The sequence below is a fragment of the Thiomicrorhabdus hydrogeniphila genome, from assembly GCF_054656895.1.
In genome coordinates this window covers 2,497,093-2,521,710 of sequence record NZ_BAAHXL010000001.1, presented here as the reverse complement: position 1 = coordinate 2,521,710, position 24,618 = coordinate 2,497,093, and the positions used below count along the sequence as shown (strand labels likewise).

General features: G+C 38.2%; 18 protein-coding genes and 1 tRNA gene. 14 read left to right on the top strand and 5 right to left on the bottom strand.

Annotated elements, in window-relative coordinates; genetic code table 11:
- Positions 1-60: 60 nt before the first annotated feature.
- The 5 genes from ACYQ0E_RS11355 to ACYQ0E_RS11335 all read right to left on the bottom strand — a co-directional run bounded on the left by ACYQ0E_RS11355 (position 61) and on the right by ACYQ0E_RS11335 (position 8,079).
- Complete coding sequence (locus ACYQ0E_RS11355; RefSeq protein ID WP_460188340.1) at positions 61-351, bottom strand: hypothetical protein; 291 nt, start codon at positions 349-351, stop codon at positions 61-63.
- Between the two features lie 304 nt (positions 352-655).
- The gene (locus ACYQ0E_RS11350; RefSeq protein ID WP_460188339.1) at positions 656-814 is read right to left on the bottom strand and encodes a hypothetical protein; all 159 of its coding nucleotides are present in this window, start codon (positions 812-814) and stop codon (positions 656-658) included.
- A 61-nt stretch (positions 815-875) separates the two neighbouring features.
- Complete coding sequence (locus tag ACYQ0E_RS11345) at positions 876-1,577, bottom strand: hypothetical protein (RefSeq protein WP_460188338.1); 702 nt, start codon at positions 1,575-1,577, stop codon at positions 876-878.
- Positions 1,483-7,779: a MalT transcriptional regulator family protein gene (locus tag ACYQ0E_RS11340; RefSeq protein WP_460188337.1), complete on the bottom strand. Its 6,297-nt coding sequence runs from the start codon at positions 7,777-7,779 to the stop codon at positions 1,483-1,485. The genes ACYQ0E_RS11345 and ACYQ0E_RS11340 overlap by 95 nt, the downstream gene beginning before the upstream one ends.
- Positions 7,780-8,004: 225 nt before the next feature.
- Positions 8,005-8,079: transfer RNA gene (locus ACYQ0E_RS11335), tRNA-Arg, on the bottom strand.
- A gap of 638 nt (positions 8,080-8,717) precedes the next feature.
- Between ACYQ0E_RS11335 and ACYQ0E_RS11330 the strand changes: the two genes are divergently transcribed.
- From ACYQ0E_RS11330 to ACYQ0E_RS11265, 14 genes are all read left to right on the top strand, one after another.
- Positions 8,718-10,784, top strand: a complete 2,067-nt coding sequence (locus ACYQ0E_RS11330) for a TonB-dependent receptor domain-containing protein (RefSeq protein ID WP_460188336.1) — start codon at positions 8,718-8,720, stop codon at positions 10,782-10,784.
- 211 nt (positions 10,785-10,995) lie between these two features.
- Positions 10,996-11,748 carry a metal ABC transporter solute-binding protein, Zn/Mn family gene (locus ACYQ0E_RS11325; protein WP_460188335.1) on the top strand — a complete coding sequence of 251 codons (753 nt, stop codon included), beginning with the start codon at positions 10,996-10,998 and terminating at the stop codon, positions 11,746-11,748.
- Positions 11,748-12,467 (top strand): metal ABC transporter ATP-binding protein, encoded by a 720-nt coding sequence (locus ACYQ0E_RS11320; protein ID WP_460188334.1) that lies wholly within the window; start codon positions 11,748-11,750, stop codon positions 12,465-12,467. The genes ACYQ0E_RS11325 and ACYQ0E_RS11320 overlap by 1 nt, the downstream gene beginning before the upstream one ends.
- Complete coding sequence (locus tag ACYQ0E_RS11315; protein WP_460188333.1) at positions 12,464-13,288, top strand: metal ABC transporter permease; 825 nt, start codon at positions 12,464-12,466, stop codon at positions 13,286-13,288. Before ACYQ0E_RS11320 ends, ACYQ0E_RS11315 begins: the two co-directional genes overlap by 4 nt.
- A 430-nt stretch (positions 13,289-13,718) precedes the next feature.
- Complete coding sequence (locus ACYQ0E_RS11310; protein WP_460188332.1) at positions 13,719-14,006, top strand: hypothetical protein; 288 nt, start codon at positions 13,719-13,721, stop codon at positions 14,004-14,006.
- 380 nt (positions 14,007-14,386) lie between these two features.
- Positions 14,387-15,370, top strand: a complete 984-nt coding sequence (locus ACYQ0E_RS11305) for a type II secretion system protein (RefSeq protein WP_460188331.1) — start codon at positions 14,387-14,389, stop codon at positions 15,368-15,370.
- A 337-nt stretch (positions 15,371-15,707) separates the two neighbouring features.
- Entirely contained in the window at positions 15,708-16,592 is an 885-nt protein-coding gene (locus ACYQ0E_RS11300; protein ID WP_460188330.1) for a type II secretion system protein, read from the top strand.
- Between the two features lie 23 nt (positions 16,593-16,615).
- On the top strand, positions 16,616-17,155 hold the full coding sequence (locus tag ACYQ0E_RS11295) for a hypothetical protein (RefSeq protein ID WP_460188329.1): 540 nt from the start codon (positions 16,616-16,618) through the stop codon (positions 17,153-17,155).
- 3 nt (positions 17,156-17,158) lie between these two features.
- Positions 17,159-18,256, top strand: coding sequence for a type II secretion system protein (locus tag ACYQ0E_RS11290; protein ID WP_460188328.1), 1,098 nt, complete (start codon positions 17,159-17,161; stop codon positions 18,254-18,256).
- Positions 18,256-20,016: a hypothetical protein gene (locus tag ACYQ0E_RS11285; RefSeq protein ID WP_460188327.1), complete on the top strand. Its 1,761-nt coding sequence runs from the start codon at positions 18,256-18,258 to the stop codon at positions 20,014-20,016. Before ACYQ0E_RS11290 ends, ACYQ0E_RS11285 begins: the two co-directional genes overlap by 1 nt.
- An 18-nt stretch (positions 20,017-20,034) precedes the next feature.
- Positions 20,035-20,667 (top strand): hypothetical protein, encoded by a 633-nt coding sequence (locus ACYQ0E_RS11280; protein WP_460188326.1) that lies wholly within the window; start codon positions 20,035-20,037, stop codon positions 20,665-20,667.
- Positions 20,664-21,755 carry a type IV pilus twitching motility protein PilT gene (locus tag ACYQ0E_RS11275; protein ID WP_460188325.1) on the top strand — a complete coding sequence of 364 codons (1,092 nt, stop codon included), beginning with the start codon at positions 20,664-20,666 and terminating at the stop codon, positions 21,753-21,755. The genes ACYQ0E_RS11280 and ACYQ0E_RS11275 overlap by 4 nt, the downstream gene beginning before the upstream one ends.
- A gap of 4 nt (positions 21,756-21,759) precedes the next feature.
- The gene (locus ACYQ0E_RS11270; RefSeq protein WP_460188324.1) at positions 21,760-23,400 is read left to right on the top strand and encodes a GspE/PulE family protein; all 1,641 of its coding nucleotides are present in this window, start codon (positions 21,760-21,762) and stop codon (positions 23,398-23,400) included.
- Positions 23,387-24,610 carry a type II secretion system F family protein gene (locus ACYQ0E_RS11265; protein WP_460188323.1) on the top strand — a complete coding sequence of 408 codons (1,224 nt, stop codon included), beginning with the start codon at positions 23,387-23,389 and terminating at the stop codon, positions 24,608-24,610. Before ACYQ0E_RS11270 ends, ACYQ0E_RS11265 begins: the two co-directional genes overlap by 14 nt.
- The last annotated feature ends 8 nt before the right edge of the window (positions 24,611-24,618 follow it).

Sequence of the window (24,618 nt, the reverse complement as noted above, 5' to 3'; positions counted from 1 at the left end):
CACTACTTCTCGAACTCAACAAAACCTATATGGTTGATTAAATATTTTAAGTATGACTTATTATTCTAAGTTTTTGATTTTTACAATTATTCCTACAAGATGATGTGAACCAACAAAAACTTCATCATCACCGTTAAATTCGGTTTCTATTGGGTTTGAAACAGTATAGATTTCTAAGTCATCTCTAATGCTTGGAGCCTGGACAAAAGGTTTTAAATGTTTTTGATAATCATCTTCTGTTTTCTTTAGATTATTTTCAATCTGTTCAGGTAAGTCATTATTTTTAAAGTATTTTAATGCAATAAAATAACCTGCTTGAACAGTTCTCTTTCCATTTTGGTTTTCCAACAATAAAAGATTCTTTAAACGTTCTAAGTCCTTAGATATAGAATTTCTTGACTGATTCTCTTTTTTAACTTCAATAATATAAGCAGTCTCTGTAAATGCATTAGTTCCTGTATTAAAAACAGCAATATCAACTCTACCTTTTCGAATACGGTTAATACCTCTGGTGAATTTATTTTTTGGTGTAGGATTTTTATCTAAGTCAGTCTTAAGAAAGCTAGGAATATCAATTTTTATAGGTAAGGCACGATGTATAACATTTTTTGTTGAACTCTCAAGCTGTAAAGTCCAATCTTTATGAAAAGGAATTTTAAGAATTTTTTTTTGCTATATTAACTGTTAATAAGTATTCAGGAAGTTCAATCTCAAGGTCGTTACCTGTAAAGCAAAGTAAGTCTTGGTATGTTGAGGAAATTCCTTCTTTTATGGCATTTTCTATCTCTAAATCATCACCCAAGAACTTGGTCATTTGTGTAAACCCTCCTAACTAAGGTTACAAGTATTTTGTATTTAGAAGCTTATTTTTAACCTTAATCTACCATCTGACATTCATTTTCTAAATTTTGCTTAACTAAACGGCTTACTTCTTCAAATAGTTCTAGCTGTTCGATGTGCTTTTTAAGGTTTTTTATCTTTTCTTGCTTAGAATCTCTTTGTTCTCCATAGAGTCTAGCTATAAAATTAACCTCTTGGCTTTCTACAACTCCCGAAATAGTTTCTATCCATTGTAGAGTCTCATCTGTATCTGCTTCTTGAACTGCTTGTTCAAGCATAAAGGAAATTAGTATCCTAGCAGTTGAATCTAGCATTTTAGAAGTTTCAAGCCAATTAGTTAGTTTTTCAGTTTCTTGACTGTAGTTTTCTTCAAATAAATTGTTATTGACATAACGTGGAATTGTTCTTTCAGGGCTTAATGAGTCTAGGGCTAAGAAAATTTGCTCTAAATTCTCAAATGGTCTTGTTCCATTAGGAAAATTTGAACGGCTTTCCCATAGTTTTATTATTGTTTCAAAGCATCTTTTCTTCGCTTCTGAGCAAGATGTACTTTCAGCTAAATCTATTTGTTCAGCAAGATAATTAATCATCCAAACTGTTATTTCATCAGGATTATTATGTTGAAAGGAAGTTAATAGCCTTTTACCTAAGTTGATAATCCTTTCTTGTGTCTCTAAGTTTTCCGTCTCCAGATAAGATGAAGGTCTTGCTGTAGCTTGGGATATATCTGAATTCATTATCACTATTCCTATTTTTTTGATAATCAACAAGTGATCGCCTAATATCAATCTGAAGAGCGATATCAACATCTAATTTATTACAGATTTCTAGAAGGAATTCAACAGAAGCGGAAGCCAACGAGCCTTTGCAACGATACGAGTTTCTGCCGTCATCAGCTTGAGCTTGGCCTTCACTCCAAAACTTATTTGTAAAGCGAACTCTATTATCAGATAAGTCATAATATGACTTTTGATCATCGCTCTGACTTAATTCAAATTCATTCGATACCACATCTTTTAACCTATATGGACAAGCATAGATATCTGCAGAATGAGGATCTGTCACTTCAACACCATTCAACTCATTATTTCGTATAAGCCAAGCTTTCGCTGTACCCCCCCCTAAATCAGTCGTACTGCCCCCGTCACCGTTACAAAAATCGTACAAATAGCACTCATGAAGATGGTTTTCATAATCTATCGTCGTGTGAAGTAAAGACTGGCTTAAATGCTTAGGAACAAGAATGCTTCTATAGGAAATATCTTCATTTCTACCATCCTTATATTCATTCCATTTACCCGCAACATTAAGCCAGAGCTCCGTATCATTTTCACTCACTAGTAAGTCGATAAAATCGTTACCCTGTATTTCCCAACGCCAATTCCTGCTGAAATCATTATTAGTCCATTCACGCCGATTCAGTGGTAACGGATCTCTAAGATCTGATAGCAATACATTATTTTGATTCAGTATTAAAATATCACCTAACCACTCCTCCCAATCTGAAGACATTTCATAGTGACTTGCTAGTGGAGGCATCGCATATAAGAGCTTAGATGCCACTTCAAGTAGTAAATGATAAGAAAGATAAAATGAGAAACCATCTATTTTAGGGTAGGAGTCATGATTGGCATGAGTATCATAGGTTTCCCTGAGCCCTTTCCACCTCTCTTTTCTATGATCGGTTATATGCTTAGATTCAAATTTCATTCTCCATTTATTGAAGAGAATATCTTTTGCTAAATCTTCAACCTGTTGAGATGATATACCAAACACTCGCCCAAGAGGTTCAAACCAATATCGATCGAAATCATATGCAAACCAAACATCAGGCAACGAACCTACTGAAGCATTAAGGTGCAAAGGAATTTGTGTTTTATAGCGATATTTATTTTCTTGAATTGGTTCGTATGGACTAATGCATGACTTTGAAACATTGTTGAAAGTCTCCGAATCAAATAACCCAGGACAATCTCTTTCAATCTTTAAACAGATTTGTTTTGCATAGTACTGGTGAAGAATACCTTGTTCTTGATTGATGGCTAAATTAGCAAAAAATTCATTCTTACCAATCAGCAATCTAGAATTTCCATGTACACAACGAGTTAGTGCAACAAGTAGATACAACTTGGCGTGTAAATCAAAGAATGGACATTCATATGGAGTAAAAACCTTTGCTAACGGCTTTTCAAGCTGGTCAGTTAAGGCACATATTGCTTCTTGGCAATCGAGTTCATATAGCCTAATTACTGCATGAACAGCGTTCCAACGCTCATTTGGAAAAGGAGAGCCTAAATTGGCAAAAATATAACCAACTAAAGCATCTAGAAGACTTTCTGGAATAGATTGATTTTCTTGCCAAAGACCATCGCCAAAATCATCATCCAAATAAACTTCAAATCTTGATAACCCCTGATTTGTAAGATTGTTAGAATCTTCAACGCTTAACTTATCCGCATTAAAATGAACAAAACCAAATAATGCTTCTGAAGATTCAATATCAACCGAACAACTTAACCCTTCAATAACCCCTTCTTGTATGGCAGCATTGCTCTCACTATCAAGGGCAAAATATTTAGAATAATAGGAATATATATTGACGAATTGATAAGGAAAGCGAGCCACAATTTTTTTTACTAGCTGATTCCATAAAGCTTCAACAGAAGCTTTTGCTTTCCATTCCCGTGGAAAGTATTCAAACGCACTTTGAATATCATAAAAATCGAGCGACTCAATCTCACACACTAACGATAAAAACTTAGCCGCTTGTCTAGAAGTAACTTTTTGGTAACAACCGTTCCAAAAGTTTTCTTTTTCACTGTATCTATCTCTCTGTTCATAAAGAAAGAAAGCACTCTGAAACCCTGTAGGAGTGAGGATATCAAATCCTCCATAGATTGAATGCCAGCTATTTTCATCGGTTTCTTCTTTTGCAGAAACTTTAGGCTTTTGAACAGTTTTCTCTATATGAATTAATTGAGAAACATTATTTAATTCTGCATTGGACAATCCATATTTTTCTGCAGTTTTAGCGATTTTTGACCATACATCTCCCTCAACGTCACTCACTCTAAAATCTCGAATCAAATGATCAAATATAACCTTCTGTTTATTTCGAGATTTTTCTTTTTCAATACACTTTTCGCAAAAATCAACTTCTCCATTTTCCCAAGAAAAAGCTGATAATGAGTATGCTTCAGAGGGAAGTAATAAACCTGAATCTATTGCATTGTTTGCCAATGTAACGATCAATCGGTTATCCCAGCCTACATTTCTCTCTTTCCATCGGTTGACTATGGCAAATGCAAAAGCAGGTGATAACTTAAAACAGGTGGAAAGAGCATCACTTCGATTCCAATGTTTTTCGCGTGACACAACATCACCAATCATTTCTGCACATCTCATATAGCGATGAGCAAGTGCTGGTTGATCATCATTAAAATCCGCAGCCCTTTTGGCGACAGCAGTTATTGCTTCCCAACGATGAACTACCTCATTTCCGAATTTTGACGCTTTATTTAGCGCTATATCAAAATAAGCAGCGGCATCTTCTTTTCCAACACTTAAAACAGCTCTAGCTAATTGAATATAGCTTTCAGAATAAGATTCAGGTGATTCTTCTAGATCGAACTCTTTTAAGGCTTTACAACATGCTTCTTCGGTCAAATCACTCAATGTTTTTAAGTTGTCATTTCTGCAACTTGCTCGAAGAAAATACAGATCATTTTGAAGATTTGACGCTAAATCGCCAGCCTTATAATCATTATAAAATAGGGTTATTTCATCTTTGCATTCATGCTTACAATGCAAAATGCATTCAAACATAGCCTTAGTTGTCTCATAACGACATGGATCATAATTATGGTAAAAATTGGACTTGTTCTTATCAGATAGTTTTTTTACATTGGCAAATTCAGCGTTTAGATCAATCAACTCTCCAGTCAGTATTCTGGATTTCAACATATACCAAGGTAATAATCGACCGATAAACTCTTTTGCATCCCGAAGTTCTCTATTTTCCTCATATGAACCATCTTCAGTAATCCATTGTTGAGGTATTACACTGTCTAAAGTTAAATTACAGTCGTTGGACAGTGCCGCCTTTATACTTAAATATCTAAGAAAACTTTCCCTGACTGGATAGTGCTGATGCTTATCTGCAACCTCCCATAAACGAGGAGTTATATAATAGTTAGAAAGTGCTAATCGAATGTTCTTAGCTGGCAGGTCATTTATCAGACACGCTTCAAACAAAGACAGATATACACTCAGTGAAAGTTTGTTACCGAACCAGTCACTCGATGGTCTATCAATTGAGTTATCTCGAGAAGTAAATTGATTTAAACAGTTTATTAGGCACGATTTTGGGGCTGTTACTCCTACTTTCATCAACTCTGAATTAATCGCAAGAACAAAGCTTGCATTATCCTTCCCGTAATCAGCCATTTGAAAGATTGTGTCAAAATTAGCAGAATCAACCAAACGTTCTGTAAAGGCACTTGTAAGTCTAAAAATTGCAGTCTGAGGAGACCAAGACAACAGAAAATCTGTACAGTTTTGCCATCCTAATAAGTTCATTTTGGCTGAAGCAATTTCAACAAGTTCAATATCATCTAACTGCTCACGAAATAACTCTTCGTCTTCTTTGGCATTAGGTCTTTTTTCAAAATATCTGTTTAACCAATGAACCGCGGATCTTAAAAGGCTATGAGCTTCTCCTTTGGTTGACGAGAGATATGAAAGCATCGAAGCAGAATAAGCGGTCTCTGAGCCATTCCAACCGCCAATAAATTCTTTTCTATAAGCTAATTCTTGTATTCGGTTAGGTTCAAAAAACTGTACAGTCAAATCTAAATTTTGAGAAAGGATTTCTAGCTGCCGTTCATTACCGGCAATTTCCTCTCCTGCTTTTAATGCTAACTGACAAGCTTCATATAATCGGTTCTTTTTAAGAGCGGCTTTGAAAGCATATTGCAAACGGGAGATTTGTGTTTGCTTTGCATCATATTCACTATTTTGCGGCAATAAATTATCGGACAAGGCTAATTCAACAAGTTCATCAAACCTCCCTGATTTTAATAGTAGAAGTGGTAAATTCTCTGACACATAAGAACTTATTGAAGACAATGGTTTTAGTACATCAACATACTTTGAAATCTGTTCTGTGCTGGCTGCAAACTTGTCTTGAAACCATGACTCTGTCGGCTCATCTCTAAATTGTACTGAATCATCCGTTAACCAAAGTGGGCGGCCTAAATCCGAGATAAAACTCCTAATTAGATCTTCTGAAACTTGGCTTACACTAGCCAAAACCTTCAGTGGAACAAAAGGAGGTAAGGTTGCAAGCCCCGCACAGATACGGTCCATTTCTTCACTGTAATTCTGGGAAAAAATATCTTTAACTTTTGCAATGGATTTTTCAAGTTGGCGCTCAATCAAATCTTCTACCGTTACAGGTTTTGAGCCGAAGGAAAATAAAAGTTCTTCAAGCGAGTCTGATTCAAAGGAGAGGGCGTTAGCTTGAACACGCGGATTACCTGCAGTTAGTCGGCAAAACTCTGTTGCATCAGACATATTTGCGTTTGGGTAACGTTGTTGTAGAAAACGTAAAGTTTCTTCATTTGTGAAAGCTGATAAAGATACTTGATTCACACTAGATGATGGTTCAAGTCGACTTAACCTTTCTGGACGGCATGTAAATACAAGCCTACAGTTATGTGGGACATTTTCTCTTAGAAGGAGTTTTGCAAATGATGTTTCACTGAATTCTTCGGCGGCCATTTCAGCATTATCAGCAGCGTCAAATACAATAACGAGCAATGCACCTGGATCACTATTATAGAGATCCAGGCATATCTCATTAATCCTGCTTAAAAAAGCTCTAATCCAATAATCATCGGGTTCATTTCGAGAAGGGATAATCTGGTCACATAAACTATCTTTTGCAAATGTATTGACCAACTGAATTAAAGCATCTTGAGTACGATGTCTTTTTCCAGTCGATTTTCGATAGCTCCCTCTTCCAAAACAGTCATAAGCAATAACAATTGATGGATCATTAAAAAACGTAGCTAAATTACTACTTAAAGCAGACTTCCCAGTTCCTCCACTCGCAGTGATGATTGTGTGAGAAGCTGACAATTTTATTGATTCAATAATTTCAGCTTCTTGGTGTCTGGGCACATAACTAGAAATTGAATCGAATAATGGAGGGGCTGGAAAAAAATCCTTAACATCGGTGATATCGAATGCTTCTAGGATATCTTCCTTTGTAATTACATTGCTTTGTCCAGGTTCTATTTTTTCCCAGACTTTGTGGACCAAAAGCTTCTGTCTATCTTCAACGTTTTTGGAAACACTTAAATTAGCCAACTCACGATGTATATCATATTTTTGAGCATCATAATTCCCTTCCGAATCGCAAAGTACTAAGCATTTACAAAATGAAGTCAACTTGGACTGGTTTAATCCTGTGTATTGTTTAATGGTCTTAGAAAAGCTTTTATGTACTTCTTTCCATTTACCCTTTGCAATTTGATCAACGTTTTTCTTAAAACTAGGGGCTATTATTCGATTGGTAATTATTGTGAAGTTTGTACTTTTATAATTGTTATTTGTATTTGAAAGGTCTTCGAAACGAGCGGCTAAACCAACTATAGAGTCTTTAAGAAGGCTTAAGGTAAAGGGTGAAGTTGCTTGAACAGTTGAATGCTTTAACTGAAAGTATTCGACGGATTCTTCTTGATTTTGAGAAGTCCTATATTCAGCGAGGTCGACTACACACTCACCTTTAAGGTTTGGCTCTAGTGAACCTTCTATTGTAATGTGTGTTAAATCGGTATTGAAGTCCAAAAGCTTTAAGCTTCTTTTGACCGCCCATCTATAGTGAAAAATATCACCTGCTCTTGAGTAATGGATTAGATCTGAATTTTGGTGCATACTTTAGAAGCCGATTCAAAGAATTACCTTTTATTTTAACTGATTAGACGAAAATGGCAGACAGAAATTATTTTATAATGGTTATCTAATAAACAGGAGTGCCGACACGTCTTTTTTAACAGTCAAAAAGCAACCATCAAAAATCAGAAAGCCATTGTCACCAAACTTGACACAAATATGTCACTGAAGGAAAAATCTAGACTTAGGGTTAAGGTCGGAAATGAATGGTGCGCCTAGGAGGAGTCGAACCCCCAACTTGGCCTCCGGAGGGCCACGTAATATCCATTTTACTATAGGCGCAAATAGAAGAGCACGTATTATAAGGCTTTAAAAGTTTCAATCCTAGACTAATCATTAGAAAGTTTTTTAATGATAGAAATATCTACAAGCCGTAAATCTCCATTAATCATTTAATTGTGACTTTAGCTTTCTTGATTCAAAACTGTTATGGCGTAGCCCTCCGGAGCCGATCTCCATAAAACTTCCTTGCACTAAGAATACGTGGTTAATATTTAATCTAAGTAGATACTTTTCTATTCGTTGAATTTTTATGCGTTATGTTATAACATAACAATTTAAAGAGATGATATCTATTCTTATCTATGCAAATGTAATATTCATTTCAACAAGCTTACCTGCGACAATTTTTCTCGGTTTGTGTGTGGGGGGCCGTAAAACAGCGCTTTCAAATCAAATTATTAATATCTTGACGATTTTTTCAATGGTGGGGTTAGCTAAAGCCGTTGATAAAAAAGAGACTGAGATGTCGAACGGCTGTATCTTCTGAAAAACTCAAAAGGGTGTTGTTGAAATTGAATTTGCAGGTAAAACTCTATCGTGCAAGCAGTTTAAGCGGAGTACTTTCATTTTTGCATATAAGGATATGATTATGCGTGTTATGTCTCAATTTAACAATTTAATTTAGAGGGAGGTTAAAAGTGCGTTTTTCAGTTTTACATACGGCGTTATTTATCGCAACTGGGGTTGTGCCGATGCAGGTTTTTGCGGATCAACAGAGTAACCAAGGAGCTGGTTTGACCGAGTTGGGTGAAGTGGTTGTTAACGAAGTTAAAGAGGGGAGTTCGATAAAAGTTGACCTCGAACAGACGGAATTGCAACAAGCTAATTCGGTATTTGATCTGTTAAAAAATGAACCTTCAGCTGATATTGGCGGTGGCGGATCGTCTAATGCAAAACGTATTTATGTCAGAGGGGTAGAGAGTTCCATGCTCAATATCACTTTGGATGGTGCAGCTCAAGGCAAAAACATATTCCAGCATCGCGGTAATGAACTCGGTATTAATCCAGATACGCTAAAAGTGGTTGATATTCAGACTGCACCGGACGCGTCAAAAAGCGGTGCACTGGGCGGTGCTATTGAGATGCAAACCAAAGGTGCCAAAGATTATGTAAAAGACGGCAAAATGTCTGGTGGTAGTGTAAAAACGGGTTATAACAGCAATACTCAATCAAAACTGGGTAGCTTAACTGCCTATAAGGTATTTGATGAGCATTATGGCGTGGTCGCTTCGGTTTCAGGTGTTAATAGTGAAAACTATGAGGACGGTAAAAACCAGGAAATGTTAGGCACCGCCTATGAAGATCGAAACATGCTTTTGAAGTTTAATATGGACAATCTGAACGGCCATGATCTAACGTTTTCAATAAACCAAAATGTGAATTCAGGTGATATGCAGTGGGGAAAAACGGGAGCTGATAAAGGACTGAATGTAGACCCCTCGTTATTAGAAGAGATTGCGTCAACCACTACCACTTATGGCCTACAACATAGCTACAGCGCCGGAAAATTACTAAATCTTGATACCAATCTTTATTTAACCAATATTCTCGTTGACCGTAAAGATGCAGGAAGCGAATACAAAAATGATCGTATTGGATTAAAAGTTCAAAACCATTTTTATGTTGATACGGCATCGACTAAGAGCAAGCTGTCTGTTGGCTTGCAAATTGAAAATGAAGAATCAACATTAAATCAACCTACTGGAAACACCTATACAGATGCAAACGGAAATTCCGTTACCTCAGGCTATGATCCAATCACTGCTGATAGTAAAGCGTTGTTTGTGCAAGGGATTACCACTATCGATAATCTTAATATCCGCTATGGTGCGAGATTTGATGATTATGAGTTGAAAACGGGTCTGGGCAAGGCCACTGATAGTACGGTTTCACCGAATATTGGTATTGATTATCAATTAACAGAACAGTCCAATGTCTATGCAAACTACGGCAAGGCATCGAGAATGACTGGAACCATTCCTTTCACTTGGAATATGCATATTGCCGACGGTTATCGCTATTCGTCCGATTTAAAAGCAGAGAAATCAGCACGTGCTGAACTGGGTTATCATTTTGAACAAAATGGTTTGTTTAAAACAGACGATACCTTTAGATTTAATGCCAGTGTTTACCGAACCGAAATGGATGACTTAATCCTGTCTAAGTCAGGTCTTACCAACAGTGGGGGTAAAACCAGTGTTGCTGGAGAAGCGGGTATTGCGCTTACTGATATGGTGAATAGCGGTGAAACCTATATTGCCAATGGGTTTGAGTTAAAAGCGAGTTACTTTATTGGTGATTATTTTGCGTCATTAGCTTACTCGCAAATTGATACCAATACAGCGATTGAACCAGCCGGTGAACCACTAACTATTCGTCGTGTGGCTGGCTTTGATAGCCAAAAAGTAATCTTAAATGCCGGTATGGAAATGATTGATGGCTTTACGTTGGACTATACGCTCACTGCCGTGGCAGACATTGATAACGACCAGCTAAAAAGAGGCGGTTATGCCGTTCATGATGTCAGTGCTAAATATCAATCCAGTAAGAAGTCGCCTTGGACATTCTATGCGGCGGTTTATAACTTAACTAATAAGTATTATGCCAATCACTCGACTTTAGTTGCCGGCGATTTTAAAACCAGTGATGACTACCGAAGAGAGATGGGGCGCGATATACGCTTAAGTGTTAAATATGATTTTTAAGTTTGGTTAATTCCATAAGACTTTGCACTTTCAAAGGTCTGACGAGAAAAATGTCGTCAGGCCATTTTTGTTTTATTTAGAAAAAGGTCTCAAAAGGGTTTTTATGTTTGTTTTCAAAAAATTAATTTCATCGTTTTTTAAGCCAATTCTAATGGGTTGCTTGCTCGCGTTGTCTTTGCAGGCACAGAGCGCAAATCAATTAGGCGTTACGGTGACAATTCTGCCTTTAAAGTCAATGGTTGAAGATATTGGTGGGGAGCATGTAAAGGTCAATGTGATGGTACCACCAGGGATGCACCCACGTGCATTTGAGCCCACGCCAAAGAAAATGGCGTTGTTGGAATCCTCAGCCATCTATATATCAATGGGCATTCCACATGAAAAAAATTGGGTAGAACAGGTTAAGGCAACACGCCCTGATATGCCGATTATAAATATGATTGATTATGTGGAGACTATCCAGCGAAATGGCGGAAATAAAATTGACCCGCATATTTGGTTAGGCGCTCAACAGTTACGAAAAATGGCACAACATTTAACGGATACTTTAATTAAGCTTGATCCTAAGCATAAATCCGATTTTATTCAAAATAGTCAGGCCTGGGTAGCCCGTTTGGATGCCGTTGATAAAGATGCCAAAAAGCGTTTAGCACCATACAAAGGTCGGGCTTTCTTGGTGTTTCATCCTGCCTATGGATATTTGGCTGAGACCTATGGTTTACGTCAAGTTTCGATAGAGAAAAAAGGCATGGCACCTGGGCCAAGAATGATGGCCGCTGCTATTAAAACAGCTCAGAGTGAGAATATTCACACCATCTTTATTCAAAAGGGTTATAGCCTAGATGAGGCCAAAGCGATTGCCTCTGAAATTAATGCTAAAGTTGTTACGCTTGATCCGTTAGCGCCTGATTTAATTGCTGGCTTGGCACATAAAGTCAAAGCAATTGAGGCTTCGTTTCAATAATGTTAACTATTAAAGATTTAACCTTTCAGCGTGGCACACAAATTGTGCTTGATCAGATTACTCTGCAAATTAACCAGCCTGGATTATATGGTGTAGTTGGGCCAAATGGTGGTGGTAAAAGTACTTTATTAAAAGTTATTTGTGGTTTATTGGAGCCAAGTCAAGGTAGTATCGAAATGCTTGGTGGTTTGCCAAAAGACACATCACCTCAACTCGCTTTAGTGCCGCAGGCCGCTGAGTTTGATCGTAGCTTTCCCATCAATGTTCGTGGTCTAGTAGAAACGGCATTGCTTGGCCCTAAGCTTTTTGCCAAACCTGATGCAGCAATGAAACAGGGGGTTGAAGCAGCAATGAACAAAGCAGGTGTTTTGGAACTTGCAGAAAGACCGCTTAGCGCACTTTCTGGGGGAGAGCTACAAAGAACTTTAGTGGCGCGTGCTTTGGCGGTAAAACCTGCTTTTATGTTGCTCGATGAGCCCACAGCTAGCGTTGACCAGGCGCATGGTAATCGTCTGTTTCAGTTGTTTTGTGATCTTGGCAAAGAGATTCCGGTGATCGTTGTGTCGCATGATTTGGCGAATATTGCTGCGCATTGTGAGCGCATATTTTGTGTTAATCGCACCCTTTGGGAGGCGCAAAAGCACGCAACCCCGGCGGAGCTAGCAGAGCAAATTTTTACCCAAAAAATACATTGTTCAAAAGGGGAGAGGGTGGAATGAGCTTATTAACTTTTGCTTTTATGCGTTGGGCGATTGCGGCTGGTGTTGTCTCGGCAATTGCTTGTGGGCTAATTGGGCCTTTTGTTCGTGTTAGACGCCTGGCTTTTTTAGCGGGTGCCATCGCACACTCTTCTCTGGCGGGGTTGGGTGCTGCGCAATATTTTGGTATTTCTCCAGAATGGGGAGCGATTCCTGCCGCCATTATTTCTGCTTTACTTATTGGCTTTTTAGAACAACGTAATAAAAGTCACGGACATGAAGATGCGATTATTGGTGCCATCTGGGCAATTGGTATGGCTATTGGTATTCTGTTTATTGCACATACACCGGGTTATAACGTGCAATTAATGAGTTTCTTGTTTGGTTCAATTTTGACTACAGGTCCAGAGCGTTTTTGGATGATGGCGATTGGTTTAACGGTGGTTGCCAGTATATTACTCGCTTTGTGGCGCCCTATGATTGTAGTGGCGTTGGATGCAGAATTTGCACGCTTAAGAGGTTTGCCAGTGGTTTGGCTCGACAGGTTATTACTGGTCTTTATTGCCGTAGCGGTGGTGTTACTGATTCAGGTTGTTGGTTTGATCTTAGTGCTCGCGCTGTTAACTTTACCAGCCGCTGTGGCTGGACACTGGACCTCATCCATGAAAGGTATGGTGTTAATTGCGACCTTCGCATCATTAGTTTCGGTTGCGTTTGGCATGGTGATATCTGTTCAGCTAGATTGGCCTGCAGGCCCAACCATTATCCTCGCAGCGGCGGGCCTTTTTGCGGTTTCAATGTTTCTAAACTGGCAGTATCGAAAAAAACAAGCTATGGCTTGAATTGGTCGTGCTGGCATTAGAAAATTTGACAATAATAATTATATGAGACCTTTGCATGAATGAGCTGCGAGGAAAAATGCGATAAAACTTGCCTGATTGCGGCTAATAAGGTAGATAATAAAGCAGTTAATAGCTAGCGACCTATTGGCAAGTTTTTCAACAAAAATCAGGTTGATTTTAGCTATTTTTAACCATTTTTAGCCGTCTATCCACCTCGTGCAAAGCTCTCTATTTATTTAAATCCCTTTTAATTTACAACTTCACCAAATATTTTTCAAAAATGTCTTGCATTTAAGGAATATCTAATATATATTACTTATCAAGTCTTGGTAATGATAGTTATTATCAACACCATTATCAACACGATTAGTAATTGTATTGCTGGTTATGTAGTTTAGATTTAACGTTATCGGGGGTCGTCTTGGACAAGGTGTCAGAAGTTGTAAACTGCCTGTTACAAGTGTATGTAGATTCTTTGAGGCACGATGGGTTTGCGGATATTAGAGTTGAAATTAAGATTCTTAAGCGTGGCCAGAAAGAGATTATTATTCATAGTGGTAAGCAGTATCGCTACGTTATAGACCTTCCTAAGTCTATGGCGGATCTTCAAGTTGAAGATTTTTTTGAAGGATATGAGTTGATAGCGAGCTCAGAATTAGAAAGATTAAAACAAGGCCAGGCAAAGTCATTTTCACTTGCCAGAACAGGTCGGTTTTAAAAAAGTACTTAAATAGTATTTAAATGATATTTAACAATTTTGTAAATAATGCAAGTTTTACAAAATTTTACAAAGGTTTTATTAAGGGAGACGTAGCCCTTCCTTAATAGAAAACGGCATTTATTTAGCGTGAAACTTAGCTTAAATTCAGTCCAGATTAAATTTAAGTTAAGTCTAAGCTAAGTAAATGTTTTTACTACATCGCTCCTGAGGGTGGAGGTTGTTCTTGTGCGGCGTAAGTCGTATTTAAAAAGTAGGTAATTGTTATTTGGCAATGCCATGCTTTTAGGTTTCTAAGCTTAAGATTTTATTTGAAATCACAGGTAAGGAAGCTGAGTATTTAATAAAACAATTAAACGTATATATAAAAGGAAACTGAAATGTTTAGTAAATTAAAAATTCAAGAACTAATGTCAAAATTCTCAAAAGTGAATGTAATGGATATTCAAGATGCTTCGTTGCGTGCAAAAGCCGCTAAGCTTAAGAAAAAGCAAGCTGGTTTTACATTGCTAGAGCTACTTGTTGTGGTTGCTATTTTAGCCGCCATTTCAGGTACTGCAACCATTGCTTTACAAGATACTGACGCTCGTGCTTCAGCAGCCGCACACGTTGCAATGATGGATGAGTTAAACAAGGGGATTCGTACTTTCCGTGTTTTAAATAAAAATGTATTACCTAATAACTTTGACTCATTAATTACATCAGCCACTACTCCTGCAACGGGTACGCCAGTAACGGGTGGTTTATTGTCAATTGGTGCAATTGAAGATGTTGCGCCAGTTGCCTTAACACAAGAGATGGTTGATGTGCTTGCCGCTGGTGGTATTAGTCAATTGCAATACATTGATGAAACTCAGGATGACGGTATTGCTTCTACGCCAAGTTGTACTGATTTAGAAGGTATTGTGGCGAGCCGTGCCAATGCATATGTTGCCGGTAATATCTTTATGACACCAGCAGGTAATGGTTGTGGTGTTGCCCGTACTTTAGAAGTGGGTGATAACGTAATGATTTGGACAGGTGGTCAAGAGCGTCTTACAGGTCAACCTTCTACTGCAATTGACTTTGATGGAGCGAACCTTGCATCAGCAACGGGTAAAGCCTATTTAACTGTTGGTCTTGGGCCAGCGTCAACACTATTTAATGCAAATGATTTAGGTGGTATGACATCTGTGCCTGTTTATCGTCACGTTTCAGAAACAGAATATAACCGCTTTATGGCAATATTTGATATTGGTACATTTGATGGTGCAGGTGCTGTTAATGCTGCTGACCAAGTTGTATTGGTAGCGATTGTTGATGGTGCTGGTGATACTAAAGAAGAAGAGTTAGGTGAGTGGGATGGTACTCGTAACACTATCTAATTTATTTTAGGATTCATCTTTAAAAAAAGTTGGGCTGGCCAGCAACTCCTCCTCTGTCCAAAGCCAGTTCAATAATTTTGCGGGTTTAGCATTGCTAAACCCGGCTTTTTTTATACATTTTTTCTAAACGTTTTTCATGTCAAGGTTTTTAATGACAATGTTTTAAATGCCTGTTTGTTATTTCAAATGGTATAGGTTTAAAACAAAGAATTTTTAGTAAAAATAGATTAATGCAAAGTCAAACACCTTTTTTGTACAAAGGGTTTAAATCATGTCAATAATTTTTCGGTTTCAATCAAATTGTACTTATCAAACTGTACGTATTTAGAGGTTTTAGGTGGGCTTTTATTCTATTCAATATTCCTGTAAAAAATTAAATGGGCAAAAAGGTTTTACCTTAATTGAGCTTTTGATTGTGGTGTCTATTTTAGCGGCTATCGCTTTTACCACCACAACCTCTTTGCAAGGGGTTGACAGTGAAGTAGATGATCAGTTAGCGCAAATAGAGCTGTTGGAAGTCGTCAAAGCCGTTAGGCAATTTAGAGCGGATACAGGTTACTTTCCAAAAGAAGGCCGATTTGATTTAGCGGCAACAGCAACCATTACGGGTAATTCAAGTTGTGAATCACTGCACACCGCTCTATCAGGAAGAGCAGGCGGAAACCCCGCTGCTGTGTTAGATGTAGCAGTTGATTTACCAGCTTATGCGCCAGCTAGTTGTGTTGATAAAGTCGCTTGGTTTTATAACGCAGCCAATCTAAGCCAGCTAAGTGGTATTGGTGTTAAAACATCACTTGAAAATGTAATGCCGTGGAACAGCGCTTCCGCAAGAGGGTGGCGCGGTCCATATTTAGATGCCAATGCCGAAGGGTTTGTTGATATTGGTCGTGTCGATACGGATGTAGCAACGCCAACCAGTGGCACAGTTTATAAAGATGTACCTGCCATATTTACAGGGGGTAAAAAAGTACCCCAAGAAGATTATTACGTCAGCCGAATTGTGCCTTCAGATAGCCCCCAATATGGTTCTGCAGAAAAACAATTTTTAGACTTGGACTGGGCAGGGCGTCCAATACTTATGTTTGTTGAAAAAAATACCAGTGCAATAGCTGAAAAAGTGGTGTTGTTGTCTATGGGAAAAGACGGACAGTTTGATGGCTATGTTCCTAATGACTGCACTCCAAAAGGGGACGATAAAATTATATGTATTTATGCAGATTAAGTAGTTTGAGTGAAGGATATTAAGTGAATAAGTTAAGTGGAATATTTAAAGCAGTATTGATAGGAGGTTTTTTAATGATGAATGGTTTTCAATCAAATGCATTGGCAATGGGGCAAGATATTTTAGCATCGGCCATGCAAAAAAATGGTGATTATGGTGATTACCAGTTTATTAAAAATATGCCTGAATTTGTTAAACAAAACACACCTGTTAAAGAAGGCACTAAAGAGATTCAAGTGAATAAATTTGTTGTGTTTGATGCCAAGGTAATGACGTTGCCAGAAAAGCAATCAACTGACTATCTTAATCTTGCTATATCTGTGGCCAAAATAAATCCGCTTCCGGTCGTGGAGCATACTATGTTTGTTGGGGTTTCAGACAAAATGATTATTCCTGTTTATGTAGAAAAATCGGTGGTGGCTGAAATACAACGACTTTATAAGCGTTATGGAGGTGAAGGTTTTAGAGCAGATAAACTAAGGTTTGCAGGTATTCATGTTTATAACTACTCAAAAGGCCCCGCTATTGTGGTTGAGTCTATAGCCGAAGCAAAAGGTAAATAAACCTTGCAGTCGCTTCAGTCTAGTTCGCATTTGTTAAGTTCTCGTCAAGGTGGTTTTACCTTGCTTGAACTTTTAATGGTTGTGACTATTTTGTCTTCTACCGCCATGGTTGCAATGATGACAATGGACAACCCTGTGTCACAACACAGAATTGAAGATACTAAAAGTAGATTGGCGTTAATAGAAAAAGCCACTATACAAACCATGAACTATAACAATGTAAATTTTGATATGGGTTATGTTGTTGACAATGGTCGATTACCACCCTGTATAGCAGGCCTGTTAACAAAAACAGATTGCGATGCCACAACAGGCGCAACCTCTGAAATGCAAGACTATGCGCTGCTAGCACCTGTTTATGACCCCACGCCTGATGCCGATGATTTTAATAATAGTTCTGGGGATGAGGAGCCTTTAGATAGCGCAAATCAAAAGTTGGCTAAAGGCTTTAGGTCAGTCTATTTTGCCGCTTCAGTGGGTAATGAATTTAGAGATGGCTGGGGAAATAATTCAGCAGTTACAGCCGAAGATAGTAATAATTTTGGTTGGCAACGAACAGAAACACCAGAAGGTGAAGTGACCTACACCAGTTTTGGACGAGACAATGTAGATTCAGCCACAGCGGCTTATGTACAAGAAGAACCGCAGGATATGGATTTAAGCATGGCAATGGAACCAAGCGATTGGGGGCATAGTAAGGATGTTGCTATGACTATTAATGTTACCAACAATAGTGGTATTGATATAAAAGTTAACACCGGCTCACTTGCAACTGACTATACCGTGGTGTTGTTGGAGTTTGTAAATGGTGAGGACCGTGGTTATTGGCGACAAACAGCGGCCACTTACGAAGCGGTAGATCCGGTTAACAAAATAGCTATATCTAGTGGGGATACCAAGTCGTTTACCTTAACGCTTAATCACAACTTAGCGGCGGGCACGCATTTATTGGTATTAGCATCAAAAGATGCTTCAGGCTTAATGAGAATGGCGGATGACTACCCGAGGAAGGATGGAAAAACAGACAAGTTAACTTATAAAATGATGGTTTATAGCAAGAATGGCGTTCCAAACAATACGGTTAACTGGGAAATAGATTAATGAAATTTGAATTATCCAAGCTTCTAGAGTCTATCACTAAATTGGCTAAAGTCAGTAAGCCAAATAAAGATACTTTAGTTTTTTCTTATGACGGTTATGCATTAAGCGGGGCATTAGTTCGTTTTAAAGGTGAGCAAGCTAGAATTCTAGCGACAGGTTTGTCAACCAATATGAATATGCAAAAATCCATTGCTGATATTCTGTCTGAAATTCAAAATCAGGGTTTTAAAAACCTACCAAAAAAAACTTATCTTGCATCAGCAGAGGTTGTTTTTGGGCGAGTAGATATACCCGTAAGCAGTAAAAAACCAAAGCCAAACACGCAAATGCATGAGTTAGTACGTTGGGAGTTGGAATCTTATTCTTCTGAACTGTCAACTATATGGTCGGTTGGTACCTTGCTTGAAGGTTATGGGTTAATTACATCTGAACAGCGCTTAAACGCAAGTGTTGAACTGGAGTTAGCGCGTGACCAAGGCTCCAATATGGTTCGATTTGGTGAAATATGTATACAGCTTGAATACATTACCCGTGAGCAATTTAATGAAATTCTGTCTTTACAAGAACATTTCATTTCTATTGAAGGGCATATTGATTGTAGTTGGAAGTCACAAGTCATTGGTTCAGATGAACAAGACTTAGAAGATGTATGGATTGGGGCGGGTATTTTTCATTATGCTCGCAAAAAATGGGGCGATGCTTTTTTTAGAAATAGCTTACATTTAGAAACCATTACTTCTTTGCATGGTCTTGCTGGCCTGTTTGTAAATGGTTCTATGCACGAAGGAGAAGATCAGGTTTTAATTGAGGTCTTTAAAGAAAGAGTAGTTATTTTTCGATTTATAGGCTCTGTTGTTGTTTCTATTGGGCATTTTGGCATAAATCATAAAGACGATATTTTAAACACGGTTATTACAGGCGTTTCTGAACAGGTTAGACCAGAAACGGAAGCCATTTGGGTAAGCAGTATATATGAGGATGTATCTGAATTAAGTGAGGCTTTATCACTTAAGTTTGAAAAAGAGGTTAAATGGATTCAAGAGATTGTAGGGCATGCAGATGTTCCGCTAAACGTTCCATCAACGTCACTTTATCAGTATATGGCTTTGGCTAAACGGGTTCGTTCTGAGAATTCTCTTTATCATTTATTAATTGAAGCTCAAGACCCCAAACCGCCCTTATGGAAAAATACGAATTTTTGGCGTTATTTAACGCCGTTTGTGGTTTTGATTTCGATTGGTCTAAATGAAATTTATATGCAGTATTCGCTTTCACAGTCTGAAAATAAGTTGCAAGAAATTGAAGCTGAAAAAGTTGAAAAAGAGCGTATTGCGAAACAAATGAGTGCGCTCACTTCGCAAACAAATAAAGAAAAAGAACGATTAGAACAGATTGATAAACAGGTAAGCAGTCTTGAAACAGTTGTGAATCAAATGAATGCGATGATAAAGCGTAATCCGTTAATAACAGATATTTTATTGGCTTTTCAAGACAGCATAAACGATTTGGTATTAATAGATCGCTTCACTGAGCTAGACGAAAGGGATAATGCCCGAGGAAGTGGTTTTGAGGTTCAGGGTTGGTCTTTGAATGAAAATGATGCCCAAATGTTCTCTGAAGAGTTGGGGCGAAACGTTGAAAAATTAGGTTATGCAGTACAAAGAGTCAAAATCAATCGTTCAATTGGTCGTTCAGGCATACGTGGATATGGCTTTAGTTTCTCGCTCATTAAGCAACAAAATATAAAAGGAAGGCGTTAGTTTAACGCTGATAAATGCATGAAACAGTGGAATAGTCTAGGTAGAAAAAAACAAAATCAAATATTGGTGTTGCTGACCTTTGGTGTGGTTGCTATTTATCTTTTAGGGTGGCATTGGCAAAACTATAAAGCATTAGAGTTTTCAGAAAATATGGTGAGCCGTGCTGAAAATCGCTTGGAGTTAAAAGAAAAGTCTATTCCTAAAATGCCTGAAGCAGCAGGTACTTATTTAAAAAAAATTGATGAGCAAACAAAGAAAGAAAATGAGTTAGAGCTTGAATACAATCAAATAAGCACACTTTTTATGCCTTTGGATAATGTGCAGTCTTATCAAGCTTTACGATTGAGTATATCCAGTTTAGCAGAAGAAAATCATGTAAGAATTGAATCGGTTAATGAAGTCAATAAAGGGGCTCAAACCGTTGCTGGGAACGCTAAGTTTTTAATTTCAAAAAAGTGGGGGCGACCCCTTTTGAAATACCACCTTCACTTGCGCTACTTTGATTTATTAAATTTTATAGATGAACTCGATTCACTCGATTTTCAGGTGTCGGTAGTGAATATTGAGGTTGAAGCAGAACTTGTTGATGAGGCTACTATTGATGTGTCTGCAGACCAAAATCTTGCTGTTGTATTGGTGTTGGCATTATGACTCAGAGTGGCAACAGTTATATATTGAATGTTTTTGATGGCTTGGTTACTGATTGTGTGGAGCAAGGTGGTTCAGATATTCATTTAACAGCTAATAAAGCGCCTTTAATGCGTTTGCATGGAGAGTTAAAGCCGATTAATGATGTATTGATTTCTAGCGTTGATATTGAAACAGTCGCTCATTCTATGCTGAATGAAAGTCAGTGGGGAGTGTTTATAACAGAAGGTCAAATGGATTTTGGTTATACCGCTAAATCAGGGCATCGTTTTCGTGGGAATATTTATCGCTCTATGGGTGAAGCTTGTATTGCTTTACGTTATTTAAGTAACGATTTTCTTTCATTTGAACAGCTTGGTTTGCCTGAGTATGTTAGAAAGTTATCAAAATTAAAAGATGGTTTAGTGTTAGTCACCGGTGCGACTGGAAGCGGTAAATCTACGACACTTGCGGCCATTATTAATCATATTAATGAGACTCAAAACAGACATATTATTACGATTGAAGACCCTGTTGAATTTGTTTATAAGTCCAAAAAGTCGATAGTACATCAGCGCGAATTAATAACGGATGTAGCAACCTTTGCGGGTGCGGTTAGAGCTTCTTTACGTGAAGACCCTGATGTGATTCTTGTTGGAGAATTAAGAGACCGCGAAACAGTACAAGCCGCGATTAGTGCGGCAGAAACTGGGCATTTGGTTTTTTCGACATTACATACCAATGATGCGGTAGGAGCGGTGGATAGAATTGTTGGCTTTTTCCCAGGTGAAGAACAGGGGATTGCAAGGACTCGTTTTGCAATGAGTTTACGTTGTGTGATGGCTCAAAGATTAATTAAGGTTAATAATCAGAATGGCCGTGTTGCTGCATTGGAAATTATGCATGTGAATAAGGCCGTCAGTAATTTGATTGCAATGGATAGAAGTAAACAGCTTTATTCAATGATTGAAACTGGACGATCAGAAGGTATGCAGACAATGGATCAGGCGTTGGTTGATTTGGTCAAAAAGGGGAAAATAAGCCCTAATCGCGCCTTAGAGTTGGCTGCACAACCTGCTGCGGTTGAAAAATTACTTAGAATGTTGGCTTAAAATTATGGCAACGATAAAAAATGAATCTTTGTTAATCACGGCTGCTTTGCAAGTTGGATTAGTTGATATTGACTCGGTTAACGATTTACGAAAAGTGGCTCGCCAAGAGAGAAAGTCAATTTTTGAACTATTAATGCGTACGTTTCGTTTTCCAGAAAGTGCGTTTTATCAGGCTTTAGCACAGCAGTATGATTTACCTTACATTCAGCCTCAGCAGTTGGTGTTGGCCGATGATTTAGTAGCCAAAGTATCAATAGCAACACTTGTTCGTAAACAAGTTTTTCCTATTTATATTGGAGAGCAACTGTATTTAGCTATGCTCGATCCAAATGATCGGGTATCTCTGGATTTAATTCAGCGAACGGTAGGTAAAAAAGTTTTACCTGCTATTGCGGAGCCAGATTCTCTTAAGTATGCATTAGATGCATTGGATAAGGGAGATAAAGAGGATGCAGGTTTAAAGTTTGATTCGGTTGCTGTGTTTGATGAAATTATGAAGCAGTCTTATGTTAGAAGAGCTTCAGATATTCATATTGAACCTGGAAGAGATTTTACCCGTATCAGAATGCGGGTTGATGGCTTAATGCAGGTGTTAGGTTTAAGGCTTTCGCAACTTGATACCGAAGCATTGGTGAACCGCGTAAAGGTTTTAGGCGGTATGGATATTTCAGAACAAAGATTGCCACAGGATGGCGGCCTTAGTTACGCTATTAGGGATTGGAATTTACCCGAAATGGATATTCGTGTGGCATCTTCGCCAACACGCTGGGGCGAAAGAGTGACCATGCGAATATTGGGCGATGCTAATGATGCTTTGACTATCGATCAGCTTGATATGCCTGAACATATTGCTAAAAAGTTACGTGAAACGTTAAATTTACCCCACGGTATGTTCTTGGTTACTGGGCCTACGGGGAGTGGTAAATCGACGACCTTATATGCTTGTATTCGTGATTTGAATGCGAATGAAATGAATATTTTGACTGCTGAAGACCCGATTGAGCAAACAATGTCGGGTATCAGTCAGGTTCAGATGACGTCCAAACTTAAGTTTAGTGATGTTTTAAGGTCTTTTTTACGTCATGACCCAGATGTAATCTTAGTAGGTGAAATTCGTGATTTGGAAACAGCAGAAACGGCTTTGAAAGCTTCGATGACAGGGCATTTAGTGATGTCAACATTGCATACTAATAATGCGATTAGTGCTGTATCACGTTTGGTTAACCTAGGTTGTGATCGCTATTTAGTCGGTACGACGGTTGTTGGCATTATGGCGCAACGTTTAGTTGGGAAGTTGTGCGATAACTGCAAAGTGACTTATGAAGCAGATAATGAAACTAAACAGCTTTTAGGTATAAAAAACCTTGCTGAACCATTAACACTGTATAAGCCAAAAGGGTGTCCTGTTTGCGGTGGTACGGGTTACTTAGGCCGACTAGGCTTGTATGAGGTGCTTTGGGTTGATCATAAAGTAAGTGAAGCGATTGTTGAAGGCGTGTCAGAAAAACGTTTGCGTGAGTCGCCAAGCTTTTTTAGTCTTTGGGATAGCGCTAAACAAAGGGTGTTGAGTGGACAAACGTCATTAGAGAATGTGCGATATTTTCATTTAGACACTGAAGATGAAATTTTAGATGAAAAATTATAGTTATATTGTTCTTGATAAAAAAGGTCGTGAGGTTTATGGAACCTTGGTTTCAAGTTCGGTGGAAGAAGCTGAATCTGATCTTAGACTTCAAGGTTTTTTTATTATAGAGGTGGTTGAGGACTTAGATAGAAAACAGAAAATATTAAGTTATTTAGCGTATTTAAATCCTTATAGATATAAGCCTGTGAAACAGGCTGATTTACTGTTGTTTTTTAGACAAATGGCGTTGTTACTCCGTTCAGGTCATACCGTTGTTCAGGCTTTAGAGTCTGTTGAGCCAATGATTAAACGTTTTCGCTTAAAGCGTTCTATACAAAGAATGATAAAAGGCGTTCAAAGTGGCGCTACCTTCTCGGGGGCTATGGGTGAAGAAAAAGGTGTGTTTCCAACGATTGCGGTAAGTCTTTTAGGTAGTGGTGAAGCCACAGGTGAATTAGACAAAGTTATGACGCGTTTAGCCGCAGATTTGGATAAAACAATGGAGATAAAAAGAAAGCTCGTGGCAAGTTTGACTTATCCAGTGATTGTTATTATTGCATCGGTAGCGGTTATTTTATTTTTAGTTCTGGGGGTGGTGCCAAAGTTTGCAAGTTTTTTGGAAGGTAAAGGTTCGCAATTACCACCTTCTACCCAAGCTTTAATGGATATGTCTGAGTGGATGCAAATTAATGGCTTTGCATTAATGATTATGGTTTTAACGATAATTATGACTATATTGGTCTCTTATACACGACCAAAAGGTAAATATATTGTTGATCGAGTTTTGCTAAAGATTCCGTTAATTGGTAGCTCAATTATTGCAGCGAGTATGGCGAAAACAAGTTGGACATTATCCATGGTTTTATCAAGTGGTTTAAGCGTGCTGGATTCGATGCGTGTAGCGGCAATGATTAATAGTAATAGCGTGATTAAAGGCAGTTTTAATGATGCGGCTGACGGTGTTACTGAGGGTGAAAAACTTGCTGTTGCGATGAAGAAAGAAGGGGTGCCAGATATGGTTTTGCACTTGACTTCAGCGGGTGAGGAAAGTGGTGAGTTGAGTGCTGTTTTTGATGAACTAGGTAGTTATTATCATAAAGAGTTAGATGCAAGGATTAATGCGATGACATCAATGATTGAACCTATTCTTACCTTGATGGTGGGGGGGATGGTTGGTTTTGTGTATATATCCTTTTTTCAAGCAATTTTTGCGGTTGCGAATGGTGGTTAAGGACTTTG